General features: G+C 72.0%; 28 protein-coding genes. 14 read left to right on the top strand and 14 right to left on the bottom strand.

Features of this window, described 5'->3' with window-relative positions:
• Positions 1-31 precede the first annotated feature (31 nt).
• Together FBY23_RS01790 and FBY23_RS01785 are read left to right on the top strand one after the other, a co-directional pair.
• Positions 32-634 carry a TetR/AcrR family transcriptional regulator gene (locus FBY23_RS01790; protein ID WP_141796579.1) on the top strand — a complete coding sequence of 201 codons (603 nt, stop codon included), beginning with the start codon at positions 32-34 and terminating at the stop codon, positions 632-634.
• A 79-nt stretch (positions 635-713) separates the two neighbouring features.
• Positions 714-2,018 (top strand): NAD(P)/FAD-dependent oxidoreductase, encoded by a 1,305-nt coding sequence (locus FBY23_RS01785; RefSeq protein ID WP_141796578.1) that lies wholly within the window; start codon positions 714-716, stop codon positions 2,016-2,018.
• Here FBY23_RS01785 and FBY23_RS01780 read toward each other — a convergent pair.
• The 3 genes from FBY23_RS01780 to FBY23_RS01770 form a co-directional block, all read right to left on the bottom strand.
• A complete protein-coding gene (locus FBY23_RS01780; RefSeq protein ID WP_141796577.1) occupies positions 1,993-2,328 on the bottom strand; it encodes a YnfA family protein in 336 nt (111 codons plus the stop codon). The two genes, FBY23_RS01785 and FBY23_RS01780, sit on opposite strands and share 26 nt — an antisense overlap.
• 108 nt (positions 2,329-2,436) lie before the next feature.
• The gene (locus FBY23_RS01775) at positions 2,437-4,827 is read right to left on the bottom strand and encodes a PQQ-binding-like beta-propeller repeat protein (protein WP_141796576.1); all 2,391 of its coding nucleotides are present in this window, start codon (positions 4,825-4,827) and stop codon (positions 2,437-2,439) included.
• Positions 4,828-4,896: 69 nt separating this feature from the next.
• Complete coding sequence (locus FBY23_RS01770) at positions 4,897-5,127, bottom strand: hypothetical protein (RefSeq protein WP_141796575.1); 231 nt, start codon at positions 5,125-5,127, stop codon at positions 4,897-4,899.
• Positions 5,128-5,247: 120 nt separating this feature from the next.
• On the opposite strand from FBY23_RS01770, the gene FBY23_RS01765 reads away from it, so the two are divergent.
• The 4 genes from FBY23_RS01765 to FBY23_RS01750 are packed head-to-tail and all read left to right on the top strand — an operon-like array spanning position 5,248 to position 8,146.
• Entirely contained in the window at positions 5,248-6,054 is an 807-nt protein-coding gene (locus tag FBY23_RS01765; RefSeq protein ID WP_141796574.1) for an ABC transporter ATP-binding protein, read from the top strand.
• A 7-nt stretch (positions 6,055-6,061) separates the two neighbouring features.
• Positions 6,062-6,823 carry an ABC transporter permease gene (locus tag FBY23_RS01760; protein WP_141796573.1) on the top strand — a complete coding sequence of 254 codons (762 nt, stop codon included), beginning with the start codon at positions 6,062-6,064 and terminating at the stop codon, positions 6,821-6,823.
• Between the two features lie 12 nt (positions 6,824-6,835).
• Positions 6,836-7,603 (top strand): MerR family transcriptional regulator, encoded by a 768-nt coding sequence (locus FBY23_RS01755; RefSeq protein ID WP_141796572.1) that lies wholly within the window; start codon positions 6,836-6,838, stop codon positions 7,601-7,603.
• Between the two features lie 24 nt (positions 7,604-7,627).
• Positions 7,628-8,146, top strand: a complete 519-nt coding sequence (locus tag FBY23_RS01750; RefSeq protein WP_141796571.1) for a cytochrome C5 — start codon at positions 7,628-7,630, stop codon at positions 8,144-8,146.
• On the opposite strand, the gene FBY23_RS01745 is transcribed toward FBY23_RS01750, so the two are convergent.
• A complete protein-coding gene (locus tag FBY23_RS01745; protein WP_141796570.1) occupies positions 8,115-8,627 on the bottom strand; it encodes a VOC family protein in 513 nt (170 codons plus the stop codon). The genes FBY23_RS01750 and FBY23_RS01745 overlap by 32 nt on opposite strands.
• A 72-nt stretch (positions 8,628-8,699) precedes the next feature.
• On the opposite strand from FBY23_RS01745, the gene FBY23_RS01740 reads away from it, so the two are divergent.
• Positions 8,700-9,065: an MmcQ/YjbR family DNA-binding protein gene (locus tag FBY23_RS01740; protein ID WP_141796569.1), complete on the top strand. Its 366-nt coding sequence runs from the start codon at positions 8,700-8,702 to the stop codon at positions 9,063-9,065.
• A gap of 14 nt (positions 9,066-9,079) precedes the next feature.
• On the opposite strand, the gene FBY23_RS01735 is transcribed toward FBY23_RS01740, so the two are convergent.
• On the bottom strand, positions 9,080-9,850 hold the full coding sequence (locus tag FBY23_RS01735; RefSeq protein ID WP_141796568.1) for a TetR/AcrR family transcriptional regulator C-terminal domain-containing protein: 771 nt from the start codon (positions 9,848-9,850) through the stop codon (positions 9,080-9,082).
• 69 nt (positions 9,851-9,919) lie between these two features.
• Between FBY23_RS01735 and FBY23_RS01730 the strand changes: the two genes are divergently transcribed.
• Positions 9,920-10,321 carry a VOC family protein gene (locus FBY23_RS01730; protein ID WP_141796567.1) on the top strand — a complete coding sequence of 134 codons (402 nt, stop codon included), beginning with the start codon at positions 9,920-9,922 and terminating at the stop codon, positions 10,319-10,321.
• Positions 10,322-10,352: 31 nt separating this feature from the next.
• On the opposite strand, the gene FBY23_RS01725 is transcribed toward FBY23_RS01730, so the two are convergent.
• From FBY23_RS01725 to FBY23_RS01715, 3 genes are all read right to left on the bottom strand, one after another.
• The gene (locus FBY23_RS01725; protein WP_260805685.1) at positions 10,353-10,916 is read right to left on the bottom strand and encodes a GNAT family N-acetyltransferase; all 564 of its coding nucleotides are present in this window, start codon (positions 10,914-10,916) and stop codon (positions 10,353-10,355) included.
• Positions 10,913-11,809, bottom strand: a complete 897-nt coding sequence (locus tag FBY23_RS01720) for a LysR family transcriptional regulator (protein ID WP_141796566.1) — start codon at positions 11,807-11,809, stop codon at positions 10,913-10,915. Before FBY23_RS01720 ends, FBY23_RS01725 begins: the two co-directional genes overlap by 4 nt.
• 299 nt (positions 11,810-12,108) lie before the next feature.
• Positions 12,109-12,546, bottom strand: coding sequence for a hypothetical protein (locus FBY23_RS01715; protein ID WP_141796565.1), 438 nt, complete (start codon positions 12,544-12,546; stop codon positions 12,109-12,111).
• An 82-nt stretch (positions 12,547-12,628) separates the two neighbouring features.
• On the opposite strand from FBY23_RS01715, the gene FBY23_RS01710 reads away from it, so the two are divergent.
• Positions 12,629-13,171: a TetR/AcrR family transcriptional regulator gene (locus tag FBY23_RS01710; RefSeq protein WP_160158130.1), complete on the top strand. Its 543-nt coding sequence runs from the start codon at positions 12,629-12,631 to the stop codon at positions 13,169-13,171.
• A gap of 22 nt (positions 13,172-13,193) precedes the next feature.
• On the opposite strand, the gene FBY23_RS01705 is transcribed toward FBY23_RS01710, so the two are convergent.
• Positions 13,194-13,670, bottom strand: a complete 477-nt coding sequence (locus tag FBY23_RS01705) for a VOC family protein (RefSeq protein WP_141796563.1) — start codon at positions 13,668-13,670, stop codon at positions 13,194-13,196.
• 165 nt (positions 13,671-13,835) lie between these two features.
• Between FBY23_RS01705 and FBY23_RS01700 the strand changes: the two genes are divergently transcribed.
• From FBY23_RS01700 to FBY23_RS01690, 3 genes are read left to right on the top strand one after another with little or no spacing between them, the layout of a single operon-like run.
• Positions 13,836-15,785: a histidine kinase gene (locus FBY23_RS01700; protein ID WP_141796562.1), complete on the top strand. Its 1,950-nt coding sequence runs from the start codon at positions 13,836-13,838 to the stop codon at positions 15,783-15,785.
• Positions 15,782-16,387, top strand: a complete 606-nt coding sequence (locus FBY23_RS01695; RefSeq protein ID WP_141796561.1) for a DNA-binding response regulator — start codon at positions 15,782-15,784, stop codon at positions 16,385-16,387. The genes FBY23_RS01700 and FBY23_RS01695 overlap by 4 nt, the downstream gene beginning before the upstream one ends.
• Before the next feature lie 36 nt (positions 16,388-16,423).
• Positions 16,424-16,768 (top strand): hypothetical protein, encoded by a 345-nt coding sequence (locus tag FBY23_RS01690; protein ID WP_141796560.1) that lies wholly within the window; start codon positions 16,424-16,426, stop codon positions 16,766-16,768.
• A 308-nt stretch (positions 16,769-17,076) separates the two neighbouring features.
• Here the strand turns inward: FBY23_RS01690 and FBY23_RS01685 are convergent, their stop codons facing one another.
• Together FBY23_RS01685 and dnaB are read right to left on the bottom strand one after the other, a co-directional pair.
• Complete coding sequence (locus FBY23_RS01685; protein WP_141796559.1) at positions 17,077-17,961, bottom strand: hypothetical protein; 885 nt, start codon at positions 17,959-17,961, stop codon at positions 17,077-17,079.
• Between the two features lie 182 nt (positions 17,962-18,143).
• Entirely contained in the window at positions 18,144-19,433 is a 1,290-nt protein-coding gene (gene dnaB, locus FBY23_RS01680; RefSeq protein WP_396954508.1) for a replicative DNA helicase, read from the bottom strand.
• A gap of 575 nt (positions 19,434-20,008) precedes the next feature.
• On the opposite strand from dnaB, the gene FBY23_RS01675 reads away from it, so the two are divergent.
• Together FBY23_RS01675 and FBY23_RS01670 are read left to right on the top strand one after the other, a co-directional pair.
• Positions 20,009-21,355 carry an MATE family efflux transporter gene (locus FBY23_RS01675; RefSeq protein WP_260805684.1) on the top strand — a complete coding sequence of 449 codons (1,347 nt, stop codon included), beginning with the start codon at positions 20,009-20,011 and terminating at the stop codon, positions 21,353-21,355.
• A complete protein-coding gene (locus FBY23_RS01670) occupies positions 21,352-21,912 on the top strand; it encodes a hypothetical protein (protein ID WP_141796556.1) in 561 nt (186 codons plus the stop codon). The genes FBY23_RS01675 and FBY23_RS01670 overlap by 4 nt, the downstream gene beginning before the upstream one ends.
• Here FBY23_RS01670 and FBY23_RS01665 read toward each other — a convergent pair.
• The 3 genes from FBY23_RS01665 to rpsR form a co-directional block, all read right to left on the bottom strand.
• Positions 21,902-22,543, bottom strand: a complete 642-nt coding sequence (locus FBY23_RS01665; RefSeq protein WP_141796555.1) for a hypothetical protein — start codon at positions 22,541-22,543, stop codon at positions 21,902-21,904. The genes FBY23_RS01670 and FBY23_RS01665 overlap by 11 nt on opposite strands.
• Positions 22,544-22,640: 97 nt before the next feature.
• Positions 22,641-23,087, bottom strand: a complete 447-nt coding sequence (rplI, locus tag FBY23_RS01660) for a 50S ribosomal protein L9 (RefSeq protein ID WP_141796554.1) — start codon at positions 23,085-23,087, stop codon at positions 22,641-22,643.
• 28 nt (positions 23,088-23,115) lie between these two features.
• Complete coding sequence (rpsR, locus tag FBY23_RS01655; RefSeq protein ID WP_141796553.1) at positions 23,116-23,352, bottom strand: 30S ribosomal protein S18; 237 nt, start codon at positions 23,350-23,352, stop codon at positions 23,116-23,118.
• Positions 23,353-23,428 lie beyond the last annotated feature (76 nt).

Below are 23,428 nucleotides of genomic sequence, written 5' to 3'. Positions count from 1 at the left end.
TCCGCGAGGCAACCGGCGGTACGGTGCCGACGTGGCGTACATCAGGGCAGCGGACCGGCAGGAGCAGATCGTCGCGGCCACCATCCGGGTGCTGGAGGCCGGCGGCGTGTCCGGTACGACGATGCGCGCGGTCGCCGCCGAGGCCGGCATGCCGCTCGGCACCCTGCACTACACGTTCCCCTCGCGCGACGAGCTGCTGCGCACCGTGATCACCCGGGTCGTGGACGACACCTCCGCCGCCCTGCGGGAGGCGCTGGACCTCGAGCAGGGCGTCGAGCACGCGCTGCGCCAAGGCGTCAGGACCTTCTGGGACAGGCTGCTCGACGGCGGGACCGGCGTGCAGGTCATGCAGTACGAGCTCGCGATGTACTCCGCGCGCAGCGACGCCGGCGGTCTCGCCCGTCTGGAGTTCGCGCGCTACACCGACCTGCTCACCGAGCTGTGCTCCGAGGCCGCGGCCTTCGCGGGCGAGGAGTGCGCGGTGCCTCCCGACGTGCTGGCCCGACTCGTCCTCGGCGTCGTGGACGGCCTGGTCCTGCAGCACATCGCGAACCCCGACCTCGCGCGCTCGGAGCGCGACCTCGGCCACGCACTCGACATGCTCGTCGCCCTCGCGGCACCCCGGCGGCACTGACCTCCTCTTGCGCGACGGCCCGGGGCGCCCTACTGTGGCCCAGAATTCGGACGGACGTCCGAGTGGGAAATGAGGAATCATGGACGCACAGGTCGTGGTCGTCGGAGCAGGACTGTCCGGGCTGGTCGCCGCGCGCGAGCTGGTCCGCGGCGGCGCGGACGTCATGGTCCTGGAGGCAGCCGACCGGGTCGGCGGCCGCGTGCTCGCCGAGACCTCGGCCCTCGGCTCCCGCCTCGACCTCGGCGGCACCTGGATCGGCCACGACCACCACCGGATCCGCGCCCTGGCCGAGGAGCTCGGAGCCACCCCGTTCCCCATGCACACCGGCGCCCTCCCCCTCCTGGCCGACGGCGAGCGACGGCTCTCCCCCGCCGGCCCCTCGTTCGCCCCCGCCCTCGCCGCGGTCGCTGCCCTCGCCGTCGCAAGCCAGCGCTGGCGCCGCCACCCCGGCCGCCGTACGACGCTTGCCGACCGGCTCCGCCGCGTCCCGGGCCGGCGCTCCCGGCGGCTGCTCGAGGTGCTCGCCGAGGTCTCCTGGAGCACCGACCCCGGCCGGCTCTCGACCAGCACCGTCGGCGATCTGGTCCGTCTGCAGGGCGGGCTGCGGACCATGCTGTCGACGAAGGGCGGCGCCCAGGACACTCTCGTCGTCGAGGGCATCGGCACCCTCGTCGAGATCCTCGCCGACGGTCTGGGCGACCGGGTCCGACTCGGCTGCCGGGTCGGGCAGGTCACCCGCGGCGCCGACGGGATCACCCTGGACACGACCATGGGGCCGGTCCGCGCAAGCGCCGTCGTCATCACCGTGCCGCCGCCGACCGCCGCCCGGATCGTCCACGAGCCCCCACTCCCCGCGGCCCGCACCGCCCTCGAGCAGGGCATGGAGATGGGCACCGTCCACAAGGCGGTCGCGGTCTACCAGCGGCCGTTCTGGCGCAAGATCCGCGGCGGCGAGCTGATCCTGCTCGGCAGCCCCGGCGGCGCGGTCTTCGACACCTCACCGCCCGACGGCCCCGGGCACCTGACCTTCCTCGCCGGGGGCGCCGACGCCCGTGCCCTCGACGCGCTCGACCCGGCTGCCCGTCGTACCGCGATCCTGGACGCGCTCGCGCCCCACCTCGGCGAGGAGGTACGCCGACCGGCCGGGTGGCACGAGAAGTCCTGGCACCTCGACGAACACGCCGGTGGCGGGTACATCGCCCTGCCGCTGCCCGGCACCACCGTCGCCTGGCCGACGGCGACGCCGGCGCTCGGCGGCCTGCACTGGGCCGGCGCGGAGTCGGCCGAGGAGCACCCGGGCTACCTGGACGGCGCGGTCGAGTCAGGCCTGCGCGTCGCGGCAGAGGTGCTCGACGAGCTCAGCCCGACCGCGGCGCGTACATGATGATCGCCACGCCGAGCAGGCAGACCAGGGCGCCCGCGACGTCGTACCGGTCGGGCCGGAAGCCGTCGAGCGCCATCCCCCACAGCAGCGAGCCGGCGACGAAGACGCCGCCGTACGCCGCCAGGATCCGGCCGAAGTGCGCGTCCGACTGGAGGGTCGCGACGAAGCCGTAGAGCCCGAGCGCGATCACGCCGGCGCCGATCCACAGCCAGCCGCGGTGCTCGCGCACGCCCTGCCAGACCAGCCACGCGCCGCCGATCTCGGCGACCGCGGCCAGCACGAACAGGGGGATCGAACGAACCAGGTCCACGCGCCCGATCCTCGCAGGAAGTCGGGCGATCACTTGTAACTAAGTGTTACAGCACGGTTTTCCACAACATGAGCCCCACCTGTCCCAAATCCCGTACGTAACACTTAGTTACAAGCGAGGCTGGGTCGCCAGGACCTGCCGCGCCAGCGCGATCGCCTGCTGCTCGAGGGCGGCGGCTGAGGAGCCCTCCCGCTGCACGAACACCACGACGCCGAGGTTGCGGTCCCGGACCAGGACCCGGGCCGCGCTCCAGAACCGGCTGACCCCGTCGTCGCGCAGCAGCCAGGTCTTGTCCCAGCCCTGCACGCGCGCCTGGTCGCCGAGTCCCGGGACCGGGGCCTGGCGGTCGGCGTACCCGGTGGCGCCGGCGGTGTAGCGGAACGCCTGGCGGGCCAACCGAGTGCCGGGGGTGCCGGACAGCGTGCTCGACGGCACGGCGTACATCCCGATCTGGACGGCATCGTTGTCGCCACTGCCGTCGGGAGCCTGCCACGCACAGCCCGCCACCCGGCGCTGGTCGTCGGCGCCGAGTCGCAGGTCCTTGCCGCGCAGGCCGGAGACCGCCGACGAGGTCGCGAGCACCTTGCACAGGTCGGGGCGCGGTCGCAGGGCCGGGGTCGCCGGCGCCTCGACGGCAGGGCCGCTCGCCTCCAGGCCCGCCGCGTCCAGGACCTCCACCACGGCCGCCCAGGCGCCGTCCTCCAGGCGGTAGGCGGCCAGGGAGCCGCTGGTGTCGGTGGCCCGGGCGGTGACCTCCACGTCGACGTGGACGACGACATTGGCGACCCGGACCAGCAGGCTGACGTTGCCGTCCCGACCGCCGATCCCGGCGCCCTGGACGAGATAGGCCTCGTCGCCGACGCCGGGGAGCTCGACCTCGCGCTTGGCGAGCGGCGCGTCGGGGTCGTAGTCGCCCGCGACCATGGACTTCTCCCGGATCACCTTCACCCGGGCCTGCGCCTGCTCGGTCGCGGTCGCCTTCTCGACGTCCCCGACGGCCTTGGTCGGCGTACCGACGTAGGTCTCGATGTGGAGCTCACGGTCCGTGCCCCGGGGCTCGGCCCGCTCGACCCAGTCGCAGCCGGCGGGACGCGGCAGGTCGAGGCGGTGGAACCCGAGCGTCGTGAGCGTCTCGTCGCTGACCGGGCAGTCCTCGACGTCGTCAGGACGGACCTCGCCGTCCTGCCAGCCGTCCTCGTCGATCTCGCTGGGGTAGGCCGGGTCGTCCCAGGAGAGGTCGACGTCGCCGGAGACGTGGGGGCCCTTCCCGGGCGCCGGGAGGCGGTACGCCGCCACGCCGGTCTCGGTCGACGCGAGCAGCAGGTCGCCGACCGTGCCCAGGACGCTGCGCCCCTCGATCCGGCCGAGCACCTCGAGGTCGGTGACGTCGTCGGGAGCGTGCCGGGTCACGACCGTCGGCGTGGGACCGTCCACGTGCATCAGGTCGCTGGCGACGACCAGGCCCGTGTCGAGGCCGACGAGGCTGCCGCTCTCGGGGAAGCCGCTCCACAGCGTCGGGGCGCCGGCCGGGTCCAGCCCGGCCGCCCGGCCGGTGGTCGCCCCGAGCGGGGTCGGGTACCCGTTGCCCAGCACGATGACGCCGTCCACCGAGCCGAGGGAGCGCAGCTCGCTCCTCCTCTCGTCCGGCAACTGTCCCCCCGTGGGCGCGATCAGCTCGCCGGTAGCCGGGTCCACCCGCCAGGCCAGCCGGTGTCCCTTCACGGAGAGCTCGATCACGAGCGGGTCGGCCGAGAGGATCTGCCCGAGATCGCCGTCGGTGAACCGGCGCCGGAAGGCCCGCTCGCCGGTGTCGGCGTCGTACAGCGTCAGGAACGAGCGCGAGCCGAAGTCCGGCGTCTCGAGCTGCGCGATCCACTGCCCGTCGACGGCCCACCGGTCGCAGGAGAACCCGTCACTGCCGACGACCTCGATCCGCTCGAGCGGCTTGCCGGTGCGCAGGTCGTAGCGCCGCATCGGACCGCACACCACGGGCTTGACGCTGACCGTGCTGTCGCCGACGGCGACCAGCCGGTCCCAGACCGGCGAGCGGCTCCCCACACCACCGATGCGCCGCTTCCAGACCACCGCGCCGGTGGCGGCGTCCACAGCCGCCAGGGTGGGGCACCGGTCACTGCCGGTGTCCTTGCCGCCGGGCTTGTAGCCGATCACGAGCAGCCCGTCCTGCGCCCGCTCGGGGAAGGCGCACACCGCCGCAGCGGGCACTCGCCACCGCTCCTGGCCGGTGGCCGCGTCGAGACCGACCAGCCCCTTGCTCTCCGGCTGCCTGCTCTCCACGACGACGACGTCGTCGGCCCGCAGTAGCCCGCCGTTGCCGACGCCCCGGACGGCGTCGCTGGTCCAGGCCTGCGCGAGAGCGGGTACGACGGGCCTGCCGGCCGGCTTGCTGGCCGGCTCCTCGTCGCTGCTGCACGCCGCGAGCGCGCCCAGCGCGAGGCTCGCCGCCAGGCCGCTGATCCAGGTCCTCCGCCACGTCGTCACGACAGGGGCAGTTCCCCCGCGGAGGGCGGCCGAATCCCGGGCGGGGCTCACCAGTGGGTCAGCGGTGGCTCAGAAGTAGCCGCCGGGCCGCTCGGCGGTGTCACCGGGACGGATGCCGTCCTGCCAGTCGATGATGGTGCTGCGCGCGTCGAGGTCGACGTCGGGGTTGGCCCGGATGAACTCGTGGACCACCCGCTCCGGGTCGACCCGCTCGCGGTTGACGATCAGCCGGCCGTAGGCGACCAGCTCCCGCACCGTGAACGTCCGCACCACATCGCCGTAGCCCTGAGCCCGAGTCATGGCAGCACGGTACCTCCGGTCCTCGCCGGACCGTCACCGAGCGTCGTTCGACGGCTCACCAGAAACTTCTCCGGATTCGGGCTTGACCTTGACGCAACGTCAACCCCGCACGCTTCTTGCATGACCAACGCAACCACTCCCCCGCAACGCCACGCGGCGGCCATCCGGGTCACCGGCGTGGAGAAGTCCTTCGGCGACCTCGCGGTGCTCCAGGGCGTCGACCTCGAGGTCGCGCCGGGCAGCATCTTCGCGCTGCTCGGCTCCAACGGCGCCGGCAAGACGACGCTGATCCGGATCCTCGCGACGCTGCTGAAGGCGGACGCCGGTACGGCGAGCGTGCAGGGCTTCGATGTCGCGACCCAGCCCGACCGGGTGCGCGAGTCCTTCAGCCTGACCGGGCAGTTCGCCGCGGTCGACGAGATCCTGACCGGCCGCGAGAACCTCGTGCTGGTCGGCCGGCTGCGCCACCTCCCCGACCCGGGGAAGGTCGCCGACGACCTGCTCGCCCGGTTCTCGCTGGCCGAGGCCGGCGACCGTCGCGCGAGCACCTACTCCGGCGGCATGCGCCGGCGCCTCGACATCGCGATGAGCCTGATCGGCGACCCGCCGGTCATCTTCTTCGACGAGCCGACCACCAGGCTGGACCCGCAGGCCCGGATCGAGGTGTGGCAGGCGGTGCGCGACCTGGCCGCGAGTGGCACCACGGTGCTGCTCACCACCCAGTACCTCGAGGAGGCCGAGGAGCTGGCCGACCGGATCGCGATCCTGCACCGCGGCCGGATCATCGTCGAGGGCACCCTCGCCGAGCTCAAGCAGCTGCTCGGGCCGGCCAAGGTCGAGTACGTCGAGAAGCAGCCGACGCTCGAGGAGATCTTCCTCGCGCTGGTCGGCGACAAGCCCGTCTCCCCCGCCGGCACGGACAAGTGAGGACCCCATGAGCACCCACGTCGTCAGCGACACCCGTACCCTGCTCGGCCGGTCACTGCGCCACATCCTGCGCAGCCCGGACACCATCATCACCACCGCGATCACCCCGATCGCGATGCTGCTGCTCTTCGTCTACGTGTTCGGCGCGGCGATCGACAGCGGCGACGGGACCTACGTGAACTACCTGCTCCCCGGGATCCTGCTGATCACCGTGGCGTCGGGGATCGCGTACACGTCGTACCGGCTGTTCCTGGACCTGCAGGGCGGCATCTTCGAACGCTTCCTGTCCATGCCGATCGCCCGGTCCGCGGCACTGTGGGGCCACGTGCTGACCTCGCTGGTGGCCAACGCGATCTCCGTCGTGCTGGTCGTCCTGGTCGCCCTGCTGATGGGCTTCCGGTCCGGCGCCGGGATCCTCGCCTGGCTCGGCGTGGCCGGCATCCTGGTCCTGTTCACGCTGGCGCTCACCTGGCTCGCGGTGATCGCCGGGCTGGCCGCCAAGTCGCCCGACGGCGCCGGCGGGTTCGCCTACCCGATCATCTTCCTGCCGTTCGTCAGCTCGGCCTTCGTGCCGACCGAGGGCATGCCCGGCCCGGTGCGCTGGTTCGCGCAGAACCAGCCGGTCACCTCGATCGTCGACACGCTGCGCGGCCTGCTCGCCGAGCAGGCGGTCGGCGACGACGCGTGGATCGCGCTGGCCTGGTGCGTCGGCCTGCTCGTGCTGGCCCACGCCCTCGCGATGCGCGCCTACCGCCGCCGCTTCGCGTGACAGGCTGATGCGGTGCTGACGATCGGACAGCTGGCGTCGTACGCCGGGGTGACCATCCGGACGGTGCGCCACTACCACCAGGTCGGGCTGCTGCCGGAGCCGGAGCGGGACCGCTCCGGCTACCGGTCCTACGACGCCGCCGCGGTCGTGCGGCTGATCCGGATCCGCACCCTGGCCGACGCCGGCGTACCGCTGGCCCGGGTCCAGGAGCTGCTCGACGCCGACACCGACACCTTCGGCGTCGCGGTCGAGGAGATCGACCGGCGGCTGCGGGCCGAGATCCGAGAGCTGCAGCAGCACCGGAAGCGGATCGCGCAGCTCGGCTCGGGCGACACCCTCGCCGTACCGGAGGAGGTGGCGGACTATCTCGCCCTGGTCCGCGCGATCGGCGTCCCCGAGGAGATGCTGGAGGCCGAGCGCGACGCCTGGATCCTCATCGCGGCGCGCTACCCGGACCAGATCGGCGCGTTCATGGCCGACAAGCGGGCCCAGCTGGAGGACCCCCGGACGGTCCGGTTCTACCAGCTCATCGGCGAGCTGCTCCGCGGCTCCGACACCGAGGGCGAGCGCCTGGTCCACGAGATGGCCGACCTGCTGGTCGAGCTGTTCGAGGAGGCCGCCGCCACCGGCCAGCTCGAGCAGCAGGACCTGACCATGGACGACTCGGCCTTCATCCAGCTGCTCGACTCGATGGCCGAGGGGCACCCGATGGTGACCCGGCTGCGCGAGCTCCTGGCCGAGCGCGGCTGGGCCGGCTGGACCCGGGTCGAGCGGGCCTGAAGCCCCTCTGGGTAGCCTCGCCACATGGAGATCCAGCGACTCGTCGAGGCGCTCGCGCCGCTGCTGCGCGAGCCCGTGGCCGAGGGCGACTTCGCCTACGGCATGGCCGACCTGCCGGCCGCCGGCACCGACGTCATGGTCAACGTGGACCCCGAGACCGAGGACCGCGACGACGTCGAGGTCAATGACCTCGTCGACCGGGTCGCTGCCTTCCTCGCCCTGACGCCCGAGCAGTGGACGGCGGTCGTCGACCGGGTGGTCGCCGAGATCGAGGAGGCCGTCGGCGACCAGCCGGTCGCGGAGACGACCGCCCTGCGCGACGACCTGTCCCTGACCTCGTCGGTCGTCTTCGTCGACGCGGTGCTGCTCTCCTTCGTGGCGCCGCTGCAGCTGCCCGACGCCATCGTCCGGGTGCAGCTCGACGACGAGCACCGCTTCGAGGACCTCGAGGTCGAGATCGAGGGCGTCGAGTCCGTCACCTTCGAGGGCCTCGACGACCTGCTCGACGACCTCAGCGAGGAGCCCGGCCCGAGCGCTCCTTGATCCCGGCGAACATCGCCTGGAGGTCGGGCGAGATCTCCGCGAGCTCGACGTACGACGCCCCCGCGGCCGCCGCGTCGAGGTAGGCGAACCGCATCAGCCCGCCGGCCATCGTGCCGGCCTGCACCACCGAGAAGCCGTCGCGCTCCGCCCGCTCCAGCGCGTCGTCCATCGAGGCGACCTCGCAGCACACGTGGTGCAGGCCGGGGCCGCGCTCGGCCAGGAACTCGGTGTAGATCGACGTACCCGCGACCGGGCGGATCAGCTCGAGCTGCAGGTCGCCGGCGTAGCTGAGGGAGATGTCGGCGGTGAAGTCCGCCGGCTCGCCGCGCAGGGTGCAGGCGTCGGGGCCGAAGTGCACACCCGGCATCCGCGTCCACCCCACCGCACCGAGGGTCGCGCCGAGAGCCTGCTCGGTGGCGTCGAGGTCGTCGGTGACCCAGGCGAGCTGGGTGACGGGTCCGTAGGACGGGCTCGGCGGCATGCGCCGAGGCTAGATGAGTAGGTCCGGCGCCACCAGCGATGAGTCCGTGCCGTCGTACCGGTCCGTTCCTGCATGGCGAGCCTCGACGACGTCCGCCCCCTGGCCGACGAGCTGGAGCGGTCCTACCCGGTCTACGTCCGCAACCGGCTGAAGTTCCGGGTCGGCCAGATCGTGTACGCCGCGTTCTCCCTCGACGAGACGATCATGGGCTTCGCGTTCCCGAAGGAGGAGCGGGACGCGCTCGTCGCCGGTGAGCCTGACAAGTTCCACCTGCCGGCCGAGTCGGACCTGCGGTTCCACTGGGTGCACGCCGTGCTCGCGGCCCTGGAGCCGGCCGAGGCGCGCGAGCTGGTGGTCGACGCGTGGCGGATGGTCGTGCCGCAGAAGGTGTCGCGGGCCTACGACCTCACGCACCCCGAGGGACCGGGCGAACCCTGAGGATCCGCTCCCGTTCAGCGCTTGCCGTCGATCAGCGCCGCCAGCCCGTCGAGGGTGCGCGCGAGGCCGAACCGCCAGGCCCGGTCGGCGTTCCACGCACTCCCCTGGGCCTCGCCGGCGGCGGCACCGACCCGGACCGCCCGCGGGTAGGCCTCGGGGTCGAGGGCGCGCGCCAGGATCGGCTGGTTGGCCGCCCACCAGTCGGCGTCGCTCATCCCGCTGTCGGTGCTCGCGCGGGCGGCGTCGTGGGCCGCGCGGCAGTGGGCGTGGACGAAGCCGAGCAGGTAGGTGAGCGCGGCGTCGGTGTCGACGTCGCCGAGCCCGGTGCCGTCGTACGCCGCCAGCTCGTGCTCGTACTTCGCCAGCACACCGGGGCCGAGCGGCGGCCGGCTCAGCGCGGCGACCTCGGTCAACCACGGATGGGTGAGCAGGAGGTCGCGGTTGGCCTCCGCGACGCGGGTCAGCCGGATCCGCCACGACCGCGCACGCCAGGCCGGTCGTGGCATCGCGAGGTACACCGCGTCGACCATCAGGTCGAGCAGCTCGGGCTTGCCGGGCACGTAGGTGTAGACCGACATCGCCGAGATCCCGACCTTCTCGGCCAGCGCACGGGTGGTCACGGCGGCCAGTCCCTGCTCGTCGGCGAGGCCGAGTGCGGCCGTGACGAGCTGCTCGACGCTCACCGAGCGGCCCGGTCCCTTGCGTCGGGGACCTGCCGACGGGTCGCCCCACAGCAGCGCCAAGGTCCGGCTGGGCTCTCCTGCTCCGGTGCTGATCCTTGCCACGGGAACAGTTTCTCATATTTGTACGTTGTACACTGTACAGTGTATGAAGAAAAGCACCCGAGGAGGACCATGAACATCACCGCCACCGCCGTCTCCCTGAACGTCACCGACGTCGAGGCCTCCGCCGCCTGGGCCCGGCGCCACCTCGGCTTCACCGAGGCGATGGCCGCCGACGGGTTCTGCTCGCTCGAGCACCCGCAGTCCGGGATGAACCTGATCTACCTGCGCACCGGGTTGGCCAGCTTCAAGCCGGCCTCCGCCGCCGGGCACGCCGACGGCCTGCTCGTCGTGTTCACCGTCGACGACATCGACGCGGACCACGCCCGGCTGCGGTCCGAGGGGGTCGAGATCGTGACCCCGATCGAGACAGAGCCGTGGGGTGAGCGCTACTTCCAGATGGCCGACCCCAACGGGGTGATCTACCAGCTCGTGCAGTGGGTCGCCCCGACCGACCCGCAGTACGCGGGCTGACTCCCTCGGCTCCACGCGGCGGGGGTGGTGGTCACCGCAGCCACTCCCGCCGCAGCAGGCCGAACACCCACGAGTTCGACACGACACCGTCGACCACACAGTCCTCGCGCAGCGTCCCCTCCCGCACGAACCCGACCTTCTCCAGGACCCGCGCCGAGGCGAGGTTGCGGGTGTCCGTCTCGGCCTGCACCCGGTTGAGGTCCCAGGTGGCGAACGCCCAGGCCAGCACCTCACGGACCGCCTCCGTCGCGTACCCGCGGCCCCACGCGGCCTCGGCCATGCAGTAGCCCAGCACGGCGCTGCGGTACGCCGGGTTCCAGCCGCTCACGCTGCACCAGCCGAGGAACACCCCGTCCTCACGGCGCTCCAGCGCCAGGCGCGCCCCGGTCCCGTCCGCCTCCAGCTGTCTGCTCCGCTCGACGAACGCGACGGCCCGAGCGGGATCGGTCCACGGCGGGGAGTCCCAGTAGCGCAGCACGAACGCGTCGCTGTGCAGCGCGAACAACTCGTCCGCGTCGGCCTCGGCGACCGGGCGCAGGATCAGCCGCTCGGTGACCAGGGTCGGTGTCGGCAGCAGCGGGCGCCCGGGGGTCACGTGACCACCATGGCCGACGTCGCCGCGTCGGCCGCCGCGGCGAACGCCCGGACCAGCGGCGAGCTGCCCGAGGTCCGCCACACCAGCGCCCAGCGCACCGTGGGCGCGCCGTCGAGCGGGAGGTAGGCGACCCCCGGCCACGGGAAGTAGCGCCGCCCCTCGTCGGGCACGGGGCACACGACCGCGCCGGCCGCCACCAGCGCGAGGATCTCCTGGTACGTCGAGGCCGCCGGCCCGCGCGGGACCTCCCGTCCGGCCGGCGTCCGCTCCGGCAGGACCGCCTCGAGCCACGACTGCGGCGCGGGCCCCCGGACCGTGGGGACCGCGTGGTCGGCCAGCGCCTCGATGTCCACCCGGCCCGCCGCGGCCAGCGGATGGTCCTCCGCCGTCATCACCCGCAGCGGCTCCGCTCTCAGGACCGGCCCGACCGTCAGGTCCGGCTCCTCGACCGGGAGCCACGAGGTGAGCACGTCGACCGCGCCGGACCGCAGGGCGGTGAACGGATCGCTGAACACGACCTCCTGGAAGCGCAGCTCGACGCCGGGGTGACTGGCCCGGAACCGCTCCAGCACGGGCTCCAGCTGGTGCACCTGCGCACCCATGAAGCCGAGCGTCAGGGTGCCGGACATCCCGCGCGCCGCGACCGCCGCCGCGGTGATGGCGGCGCCGATGCCGTCGTACGCCGGCCGGAGGCCGTCGCGGAGCACCTCGCCGACCGAGGTGAGCTCGACTCGCCGGCTCGTGCGGGCGAACAGCGCCGCCCCGATCGCCCGCTCCTGCTTGCGGATCGCCTGGCTCACCCGCGACACCGAGACGTGCAGCCGCTGCGCCGTACGACCGAAGTGGAGCTCGTCGGCGAGGGTCAGGAAGATCTCGATCTCGCGCAGCTCCACGTCCACCCTCCGCGTTCTCCGCCACGTGAGACACGCCCGATCGTGAACCTCACGGTGAACGATCGTAGCGGGATCGCCCGTTGTTCCGGACCGCGGCCGACAGCAGGCTGAACCGCGTGAGACCCCACCCAGCACAGGAGAAGCTCGTCCCCTCACCCGCCGGTGTCGACCGCGCCGTCCCACGCAGGCACGGGCTGCCCCGATGCACGAGGCCGAGGCGACGCGTGGAGACCGCGTCGTGCTCGACCCCGGCGAAGCGATCCGTCCCCGCCCGACCGAGCGGCGCGGTCGCTGCGTCGTCATCCGGCGAGGGGGTTCCTCGAGAACGCGCGAGCGACCGACGGGCGCAGGAGCCCGAGGGCGACGGGCAGGAGCAGGACCCCGAAGCAGGCCTGCTCGACCTTCATCCAGGCGGGATAGCCGGAGTCGGGCGAGACGACCAGCGCGGCGATGCCGAGCGGAGCCAGGATGCTGATCAGCCGGATCCGGACGAACGCCGAGCGGTCGGCTCGGCTGCGCGCCCGCCGCACCAGGGCCACGAGCCACAGCCCGCCGAGTGCATAGAAGGCCGAGCGGACCCAGACCACCCAGTTGACGAGGTCGGACCCGGCGATCTGTAGGACAGCGGCCGCGACGAGCGTCAGCGCGGACACGCCGGCGAGGAAGGCGAACACGCCGCCGGCGTACCGCATCACGGCGTCGGCTCGCGGCGGCAGCGTCGATGTCGTTACTTGCATGAGTAAGTTCTTACCTGTGCAAGTAAGATCGGTCAAGTCGCCCTGGCGCCGGCCGGGCACCCGAGCCTGCGAGGATGACGCCATGACCAGTGGTCGTCGCGAGCGCATCCTCGAGGCCGCCCTGGTCGTCGTGGCCCGCGAGGGGTGCCACGGCCTGTCCTTCGCCAAGGTCGTGGAGGAGGCCGGCGTCAGCAGCACCCGGCTGATCTCCTACCACTTCGGCTCCCGTGACGACCTGCTCCGGGAGGCGTTCGGCCTCGTGCTCGCCAAGGCCGGCGCGTTCATGGGGCCGCGCATCGCCGCCGAGTCCTCGATGCGCGGCAAGATCCGGGCCTACGTCGTCAGCAACCTGCAGTTCCTCGAGGAGAACCCCGTCGACGCGCGGGCGGCCATCGAGCTCGCGAGCGCTCTCCCGAGCGACCCGGGAGGCCTCGAGCTCCTCGAGAGCGGGTTCCGGGACGGCCAGAGGTCCGGAGAGCTGCGGGACTTCGACGCGCACGTCATGGCCGTCGCCCTGCGGGGGGCGATCGACGCCTCGGTGCTGGACATCGTCGACCACGGCGCGGACGCGGTCCGGGTCGGCGCCGAGCTCGCCGAGCTCTTCGACCGAGCCGTCCGGGCCTGAGCGCCGCCGAGGCTCGGCCTGCTCAGCTCGCGTCGTACGCCGCCTGGAGGGCCGCGCTGTCGATCTTGCCCATGCGCAGCATCGCGGCCATGACCGCTTGAGCCTTGGCTTCGTCGTCGTCATGGACGAGCGTGAACAGCAGCTCGGGAACGATCTGCCACGAGAGGCCGAACCGGTCCTTGAGCCAGCCACAGGGGCCGGCCTGGCCGCCGTCGGCGGTGAGCCGCTCCCAGAGGCGGTCGACCTCGTCCTGGGTACCGCACCGGATCATGAGGGACACCGCATCGTTGAAGGTGTCACCGGCCCCGCCGTTGAGGGCGATCAGCCGGTGGTTCGCGAGCTCGAAGCTCACGGTCTTGACCGTGCCGTCGGGAAGGGGGCCCGCCGATCCGTAGTGGTCGATCAGCGTGATCCTGCCGTCCTCGAACAGCGAGACGTAGAAGGTGGCGGCCTCCTCGGCCTGGTGGTCGAACCACAAGTTGGTGGTCAGCTCGGTCATCGTTCTCCTCCGTCCGGGCGGCGGGGTGCCACCCCTGACGAGAGCGTGGCCTCCGGCGCCACCCCGACGTCAGTGCCGGACGACACGCGACGATGTGCAGATTGCACGTGCGCCGGCGCCCGATCGCACTGCTGCACCGGGGCGAGGAGTCCCTAGAGTGCAGGCGTGGAGACGGCCGACACCGTGGACGCCGACGGCACGCCGTCGGTGGGAGCGAGCGGGCCCGTCGCCCGCGCGCTCGTGCTCGTCGTGCTCTCGTGCGGACTGGTCAGCAGGGTCGCGGACGGGATCGCCCACGAGTCCGCGGCGTACGTGCCCTTCGTGCTCGTGCTCTACGCGGTGCCCTTCTGGTACGCGTCCGGACGCGGTCGCGCACTCCTCGTCCGGCACCGGGGGACCCTGCTCGCCGCCCAGGCCGTGCTGACCTACCTCCCCTTCGCGATCTTCGGCGACGGCTGGGTCGGCGGAGCCTCCGGTCTCCTCGGCGCCCTGGTGCTGCTGCTCGTGCCCGGACGGCCCGGGTGGCTCCTGTTCGCCGGGCTGGCGGTGCTGGAGCCCGTGCTCTGGCTCGCGGTGGGCCTGCCGTACCAGCCGGCGCTCAACGCGGGGTGCTGGGTCACGATCGCGTTCCTCATCACCGCCCTCAGCGGGTTCGCCCTCAACCGGCTGGTCGACCTCGACGAGACGCTGGCCACGGCGCGGTCGAGGCTGGTCGCCGACGCTGTCGACCGCCAGAAGCTCGCGGCCGTCGAGCACCTCCGGACGCGGATCGTGCAGCGGCTGGCGAATCTGTCCGAGCGGGCGGGGGACGTCGTCGGCTCGACCGACGCCGATCGGCTCCGGAGCGGCCTGGCGGCCGCCGGGAAGCTGGCGCGCGAGGCGGCCGCCGACTCGCGCAGGCTGCTGCTGGCCCTGCCCGACCCGACGCCCGTTCGCCTCCGACCCACGGGCGGGCCGACGATCGTCGAGCCGCGACTGGCCTACCTGGTCACCGCGGCCGTGACCGTGCTCTTCGGGCTGCAGACGGTCCTGAACGTCGCGGCGCCGGCCGCCGGGGTCCACCATCCGCCGAGCGCCGTCGTCATCGTCGTGCTCGCCGTGCTCGCCGTCGTGGTGCTGACCCTGCTCCATCTCGACCTGGACGGCTCCGCCCGCAGGCCGCGCGGCTGGCCGCTGACCCTCCTGCTCCAGGGCGTGCTGCTCGCCGTGCTCTACCAGGTCGCCGGGGCGACGGCGTTGGCCCTGCTCGGCACACTCGCCGCCAGCGTCCTGGTCAGCTCCCGGCACCCAGCACGCTGGGCGATCCTGGTCGCGGTGGTCGCGATCATGCCCGTGCTGACGTTCGCGCACCCGCCCGGTGACGAGACGACCCTGCCGCGGGAGGTGCGCTGGTGCATCTACGTGGTGGCGATCCAGCTGACCGCGAGCCTGTTGATCTACGGTCTCTCGCGCTTCACGGTCGCCGCTCTCGAGGTCGAGCGAGCCAGCCACCAGGTCGCCGCTCTCGCCGCCAGGGAGGAGCAGACACGACTGGCCCGCGACGTCCACGACACGCTCGGTCTCGGACTGTCGACCATCGCACTCAAGACCGACCTGGCCGTCGAGCTCCTGGACATCTCGCCCGACCGTGCGCGCTGGGAGGCCGTGCAGGTCATGCGGCTGGCGACCACCGTGGCCAGTGACGCGGTGGCCCTGGGCACGGGTGCCGTCGTCCTCGACCTGCGCCACGAGCTCGCGAGTGCACGCGCGACCCTCGAGGCCGCGGGCGTCCGCGTCGAGACGGACGTCGAGATGAGCGACGACACGACGCATGGCGCGGCCGTCCTCGCCGCGGTGCTCCGCGAGGCGGTGACGAACGTGATCCGGCACAGCCGGGCGCGCTCCTGCGTCATCCGCCTGGTCGAGCGCGGGCCGGACGTCCTCCTCGAGGTGACGAACGACGGGGCACAGGAGGCCCGCCGGGAACCGGGGACCGGGCTGCGCAACATGGAGGAGCGGCTGCGCCCGCTCGGTGGCCGGCTCACCACCACCGCAGGCTCGGACGGCGTCTACTCACTGGCGGCGACCCTTCCGGCGACCCTTCCGGCGACCATGACGCCGTTGGTACGCCGATGATCCGGGTGCTGGTCGCCGAGGACACCGCGATCCTCCGCGAGACGCTGGTCGCGGTCCTCGATCTCCAGGAGGACATCGAGGTGCTGGCGCAGGCCGCCACCGGGGACCGGATCCTGGCCCTGGCCCGCGACCACCGTCCCGACCTCGCGCTGCTCGACATCGACCTGCCCGGGATCGACGGGCTCACGGCAGCGGCTCGGCTCCGCGAGGAGGTGCCGACCTGTCGCGTCCTCATCCTCACCGCCCACGCCGAGCCCAAGAACCTGCACGCCGCCCTCGCCGCCGAGGTCGGCGGGTTCCTGCCCAAGGACATCCCGGCGGCCGACCTCATCGCGGCCATCCGCGAGGTGGCGGCCGGCGGCCGCGTCATCGACGACGCCACCGCGATCGCCGCCCTGACCACCCGGAGCAGCCCCCTCACCCAGCGCGAGACCGACGTACTCAGGCTGCACGCTGAGGGCATGGACCCCAGGGAGATCGCGGCCGCCCTGTACCTGTCCTACGGGACGGTCCGCAACTACCTGGCCTCCGCCACCGACAAGCTCGGCGCGAAGAACCGGATCCACGCCATCAGGATCGCCACCGACCACGGCTGGCTCTGACGCTCACCTGCCCACAGCCTCCGGAAAGGGAACGACATGACCACACCCGTCACCGATGCACAGATCAGGGACCTCGCCGCGACCGCGGCTCCAGCGACCATCGGCGTCCTCCACTGGACCGCGGACCGACACCAGGACGGTGCCGCCGAGATCGAGATGGAACACCAGCGCCGGATGGTCACGCTGCGCACCGAGGGCGTCATCGCGGTGCTCGTCCCGGTCCTCTCCGACACCCTGGCCGGCCTCGCCGTCATGACCGTCGGCGTCGACGAGGCCGCCGCGTTGTTCGCCGAGGACCCCTGTGTCCGGGCCGGCATGATGACCTACGAGGTCCACTCCTGCCTCACCTTCCCCGGCGACGCGGTCACCGGGGTCGCCTGACCTCGTCGGCTCAGCCTCCGGGCCCACGAGAACACCCCGTCGACGCCGGAGACGCTGTCCTTGCCGGGCGGAGGCAACGCCTGTCCTCGCTCGCGATCGTCACCATGGATCGTGGGACAGCGAGGGCCATCGCTCCTGGTACTCGCGGACCTTGGACTCGTAGACTCCCAACTTTGACGAGCCTCCTGAGACCGACTGGCCGACGTAGATTTGGATGCATAGGCGCATCGGACAGGAGCGCTCCTCACCCAAGCCAAGCAGCCCGCCCTCACCGGAGAAACCCTCGAAGCGTTCCTCTGATGGCCTAATCAGGCCGTGATGCCCAGTGCGCTCGCGCCAAGCATGCCCAGGACCTGCCCCAGCGTGCCCGTGCTCGTTCCCATTAGGAACGTCGTCAGCAGTCCAACGGCACGCTGGGCGCGTGCCGGTTCGACGTCCGGGGTCTCGATCTCCGCCAAGGCCTCAGTCTCGACATCGGTTAGATCCAGATCGCTCGCGGCAAGCCGTACCGCCCGTGCCAATAGACGTGCATGGTCGAGGTTGAAGTTGTTCAGGGTCGCGTTCGCGACCGCACCAGCCGCGGTAGCCGTGGCGAACACATTGCCCGTTCCGGCCATGTTGAAGTTGTTCACGATGCCCACAGGCTGGCCAACGCCCTCCTCACGGCTGCGTAGATACACCTCGATACCGCCTTCGTCGATGCATTCCTGTCCTGATTCGGTAATCCAGAGCGCGATGTGAGGAGCCCCAGCAGCGCTGATCGACTTGACGAGTTTCCGATCCGCCAGGAACGTCGCCGCCGCTCGCACCTCTTCCTCCGAGTAATCGAGTAGATCAACCGACCCGTCGAACTTCTCGCGGCTCACCCGTCTTCCAGGGTCAGGCGTTGTCTGGGCATCCACCCAACGGAGCAGGTCCTCTCGACACATCGAGCGGCGGTGCGCCCTATCTGAACGACGGGCACGCAGCGCCTGCACCTCGGATCGACCTGCAGCCGTCATGTGATACCCAGCGCTCATCCGCTGATCGCGTCGAATCCAACCCCGCCGCTGCAACTCAGCAGCCGAATCCGCTGCCTGATCCTCACCAACCAAGTCGCGAAGTCCAGACACACCGGCCGGCCCTGCCGACCCACGGTCGTAGTCATACACGTACTCCAGAGCGCGCATGTTCTGCTGTTCCTGCGGCGTCATGCCGACTCCCCCTCGAATTAGTCAATGCCCCGCCGGAACCTAGTGAGATCCACCGCCGGGCTTGGCAACAGAGACTCCATCAGGACGTCGACCCGCCACACCGGCACGCTGCAGACGGACGACTCGGCCTATCACTACTGACATCCCATGTCGTCCTACTGACATTCAGGTGTCGCGCTTCATCAGTGGGCCATGTCGACGAACCGGCTGTAGTGACCCTGGAAGGCGACCACGATGTCGCGGGTCGCGCCGTTGCGGTGCTTGGCGACGATCAGGTCGGCCTCGCCGGGGCGGGTCGACTCCTTCTCGTAGACGTCGTCGCGGTGGAGCAGGACGACCATGTCGGCGTCCTGCTCGATCGAGCCGGACTCGCGCAGGTCGCTGACGGCGGGGCGCTTGTCGGCACGCTGCTCGGGGCCACGGTTGAGCTGGGAGAGCGCGATGACCGGGATCTCGAGCTCCTTGGCGAGGAGCTTGATCTGGCGGGAGAACTCGGAGACCTCGAGCTGGCGGGACTCGACCTTCTTGCCCGAGCTCATCAGCTGGAGGTAGTCGATGACCATCAGCTTGAGGTCGTGCTTCTGCTTGAGCCGGCGCGCCTTGGCGCGGATCTCGGTCATCGTCATGTTGGGGGAGTCGTCGATGAACATGGGGGCCGCGGAGACCTTGGCGACGTGGCGGGCCAGGCGGTCCCACTCCTCGGTGCCCATCTTGCCGTTGCGGATGTGGTTGAGCGGGATCCGGGCCTCGGCGGAGAGCAGGCGCATGACGATCTCGCCGCGCGTCATCTCGAGGCTGAAGAAGGCGGCGGTGAGGTTGTTGTGGATGGCGGCGGCACGGCAGAAGTCGAGTGCCAGCGTTGACTTGCCCATGGCGGGACGCGCGGCGACGACGATCATCTGGCCGGAGTGGAAGCCGTTGGTGAGCTCGTCGAAGTCGGCGAAGCCGGTCGGCACGCCGTAGATGCCGGCCTCGCGGTTCTCCATCGCCTCGATCTCGTCGAGGACGCCGTCCATGATGTCGGACAGCGGCGCGTAGTCCTCCGACTTGTTGCGGTCGGTGACCTTGTAGATCTCGGACTGGGCCTCGTTGACGATGCCCTCGACCTCGCCCTCGCCGGCGTAGCTGATCTGGACGATCTTGGTGCCGGCGTTGACCAGGCGGCGCAGGATCGCCTTCTCGTAGACGATCTCGGCATAGAAGCCGGCGTTGGCGGCGATCGGCACGTTGGCCGCGAGGGTGTGGAGGTACGGCGCGCCGCCGATCTTCTGCAGCTGGCCGCGCCGCTGCAGCTCGCCGGCGACGGTCACCATGTCGGCCGGCTCGCCGCGGCTGTAGAGGTCGAGGATCGCCTCGTGGATCTCCTCGTGGGCCGGACGGTAGTAGTCGTTGCCGCGGATGACCTCGACGACGTCGGCGATGGCGTCCTTGGAGATGAGCATCGCGCCGAGCACCGACTGCTCGGCCGCCATGTCCTGCGGGGGCGTGCGACCGCCGGTCGGGGCCTCGCCGGGCTGGTACGGCGCGGGGCCGTCGCCGTACGCCTCGGGCGGCTCGGCGGTCCAGGCCGGCGGGTCGTCCGTGAGGCTCACGGTTGTGGTCCCCTTCCTGGTCGCGGTCTGCTCGGTCGTCCGGTGCCCAGCGTGCCGACCGGGTCCGACACAATCGTCGGGCGGTGGCCGGAACGAGCCACGGTGCGGCAACCTACGGGGCTGACCGGGGGCGCCGAAAGGGGCCTATCCACAAGGGTTGGGGATAACCCGGGGCAGGACGTGGACGACACGCGGACATGGTGTGCACGGGGTGGGGAGGAAGCTGTGGAGAAGGTGCGGTCGAAGTGGCCCGAAGCGCCTCTGACCTGCACAAACGCCGTCCGTGGCTTGTGGAGGGCAAAAAACTCGGGTGTGATCCCGTTCACCTTCTGGCCACCGGTCGGTCGGACCGGGTCCGCCGCGGCGCAGCCGCGGGCTACCACACCGGGACCCGAGTTTCCACAGCAGGACCCCACTTATCCACCGGCCCGTCGAGCAGCTGCGGGCGGCACCCGGTGACCGGCGGCCGCGCCCTCGACCGGGAGATCGCCCGGCTCGCGTTCCCCGCCTTCCTCGCCCTCGTGGCCGAGCCGCTGTTCCTGCTCGGTGACGCCGCCGTCGTCGGCCACCTCGGCACCCCCGAGCTGGCCGGCCTCGGCATCGCCGGCACGGTCGTGACGACCGTCGTGGGCCTGTGCATCTTCCTGGCGTACGGCACCACCGCCGGGGTCGCGCGCCAGATCGGCGCCGGCCACCGCGACGCCGCGCTCGCCCAGGGCCTCGACGGCCTCTGGTTGGCCGTGCTCATCGGCCTGCCGGCCACGGCCCTCACCGCGCTCGCCGCCGACCCGCTCGTCGCCGTGTTCGGGGCGTCGCCGGACGTGGTCGAGCCCGCTACGACGTACCTCCGCGTCGCCGCCCTCGGCCTCACCCCACTGCTGCTCATCCTCGCCGGCACCGGCGTCCTGCGGGGCCTGCAGGACACCCGCACGCCGCTCGTCGTCGCGGTGCTCGGCAACCTCGCCAACCTTGGGCTCAACGTCGCCCTCGTGTACGGCGCCGGGCCGGCCCCGCGCCTCGGCATCGCCGGCTCGGCGCTGGGGTCGGTGCTCGCCCAGACCGCGATGGCGATCGCGCTGGTGCTGGTCGTGGTCCGCGCCGCCCGGGCCGAGGGCGCCACGCTGCGTCCGCACCTGCCCGGTGTCCGGGCGGCGGCGCGCGCCGGCGTACCGCTCATCGTGCGGACGCTGACACTGCGCGCCTCGCTCCTGGTGACGACGTACGCCGTCGTCCTGACCGCCACCGGGGGCGCGGCCAGCAGCGCCGCCGTCCCGGTGGCCACCCACCAGCTGGCGATGACCCTGTGGGGCTTCCTGGCCTATGTCCTCGACGCCATCGCGATCGCCGCGCAGGCGATCACCGGGCGCTTCCTCGGCGCGGGCGACGTCGCCGGCACCCGCGCGGTCACCGGCCGGATGGTCGCCTGGGGGATCGTCAGCGGCGTCGTCACCGGCCTGCTGCTGGCCGCCGCGAGTCCCTGGCTCGGCGCGTTGTTCACGCCCGACGCCGGGGTCCGGGACGCCCTGGTCCCCGTGCTGCTCGTCGCCGCGCTCGCCCAGCCGGTCGCCGGCGTGGTGTTCGTCCTCGACGGCGTGCTGATCGGCGCGGGCGACGGCCGGTACCTGGCCCGCGCCGGCGTGGCCGTCCTCGCGGGCTACGCTCCGCTGGTGCTGCTGACGAGTGCGCTGGGCGCCGGGCTCCCCTGGCTGTGGGCCGTGTTCTGCGCCGTGTTCATGGGCGGACGGCTGATCACGCTGGTCCGCCGCGCCCGCGGGGACGCCTGGCTGGTGGCCGGCGCGTGAAGCCCCTCTACTGGATCGCGATCGGACTGGCCGTCGTCGTCTTCACGGCCGCCCCCGACGACAAGTACGACGTCTCGGAGGTCCTCGGCTGCCTGCTGGTGCTGGTCGGCTACGTCCGCCTCGTCCGGGCCGCGCCCGACCTGCCCCTGCGCCTGACGCTCGGCTACCTCGCGGTCCTCTCGCTGATCGTCGCCGCGGTGCTCAGCCCGCCCGACGCCCGCGCCTGGCTCGACGACGCCGACCCGGCGGTGGTGTGGGCGTCCTCGCTCCCGGCGCTGGGCTTCCAGGCCGCGCTGTGCCACGCCCTCGGCACCCGCGCCCGCGAGGCCAGGGCCCGCAGCGGCTGGTGGTGGTTCGTCGCCGAGACCGCGATCCTGGTCTCGCTCGTCGCCAACGTGCTCTACAACGGCGCCGGCTGGCAGTGGCTGTACGGCGTCGGCACGGTCGGTCTCGCCGGCGTGCTGCTCGTCATCGCGCTCTGCGCGCTCCTGGGCTCGGCCCCGTGGGCCGGGGCCGAGCCGGCGGAGTCCGAGCCGTCGGGGGACCTCAGCCCTTGATCGCGGCGAGCACCTTCTCGGCCAGCCCGACGGACTGGTTGAGCGGGTCGCCCTCGTACTCGACACCCTCGTCGTAGTCGAGGTCGATCTGCAGCAGCACCGCAGGCGTGCAGGCGCGCAGCTCACCCTCGAAGTCCGGCGGGTTGCTCACCTTCCACCAGCCCTTGGTGGCACCGGCGATGTCGTCGGCCGGGTCGACGATGCCGTCGTCGTCACCGGGCTGGGGGCAGCCGAAGGCGCCCTTCGTGAAGTCCTCGGGGCCGGTCAGCTTGACGGTCACCTCGGCGAGGCCCGGGGCCTCGAACGAGCAGTCGTCGCTGGTCCAGGCCAGGCCGCCCTCGGTGTGGTCGTCGCCGCCGACCTCGGGGGCGCCGAACGGCATGCCGTATGCCTCGGCCAGGTCGTCGGCGCTCACGACATCGCACGCGCCGGGCAGGCCGGCGGCCGCGGACGTCGCCGGCTCGGTGGGCGCCGTCGTCGCAGCGCTGGTCTCCTCGGTCGGCGTCGACGCGTCGGTCGCGCTGGACGCGTCCGTGGGGGTGTCGGTCGCGTCGGGCTCGTCGTCTCCGCAGGCCGCGAGGACTGGGGTCAGCAGCAGGAGGGCGGCAGGCCAGAGCCGTCGTACACGCATGGGAACTCCTGGGTCTAGGGGGAAGGAAGGAGTGCCCCAAAAGTAGCGGCGTGGCCGGCCCCGAGGGGACCGGCCACGCCGTCGTACGTCGATCGGGTCAGCCCGGGATGACGTTGAGGGCCACCGCGGCGGACACCTCGTCGTGGAGCTTGACCGACACCGCGTGGTTGCCCAGCGACTTGATCGGGTTGCCGAGGACGATGGTCCGCTTGTCGATCGCCTCGCCGGCGGCCTCGCCGAGCGCGGCGGCGATGTCGGCGGGGGTGACCGCACCGAACAGGCGGCCGCCCTGGCCGGCCTTGACCTTGACGTCGACCGGCGAGCCCTCGAGCTTCGCCTTCAGGTCGGCGGCGTGGGCCTCGTCGCGGACGGCACGGGCCGAGCGGGCGGCCTTGATCGAGTCGGCCTGCGCCTGGGCGCCCCGGGTCCACCGGATGCCGAAGCCGCGGGGGATGAGGTAGTTGCGGCCGTAGCCGTCCTTGACCTCGACCACGTCGCCGGCAGCGCCGAGGTTCTCGACCTCCTGCGTCAGGATGATCTTCATGAGTTCAGCTCTCCTTCTCTGACTCTGCTCAGCGACCGGCGGAGGTGTAGGGCAGCAGCGCGACCTCGCGGGCGTTCTTCACCGCGATCGCGACGTCCCGCTGGTGCTGGACGCAGTTGCCGGTCACCCGACGGGCGCGGATCTTGCCGCGGTCGGAGATGAACTTCTTCAGAAGGGCGGTGTCCTTGTAGTCGACACCGGTGGCCTTCTCCTTGCAGAACTGGCAAACCTTCTTCTTGGGCTTGCGGACGACTGCCTTCGCCATTGTGGTGCTCCTCCTCAGAGCCCGGCCGCGTCAGTCAGAAAGCGGCCGGAATGGTTGGTTGTATCGGTGGTTGAGG

Origin of the sequence: Nocardioides sp. SLBN-35, from assembly GCF_006715725.1 — a bacterium.
Taxonomy (GTDB): domain Bacteria; phylum Actinomycetota; class Actinomycetes; order Propionibacteriales; family Nocardioidaceae; genus Nocardioides.
Note: the sequence above shows the minus strand (reverse complement) of the source record. Positions and strands in the feature narration are given on the sequence as shown.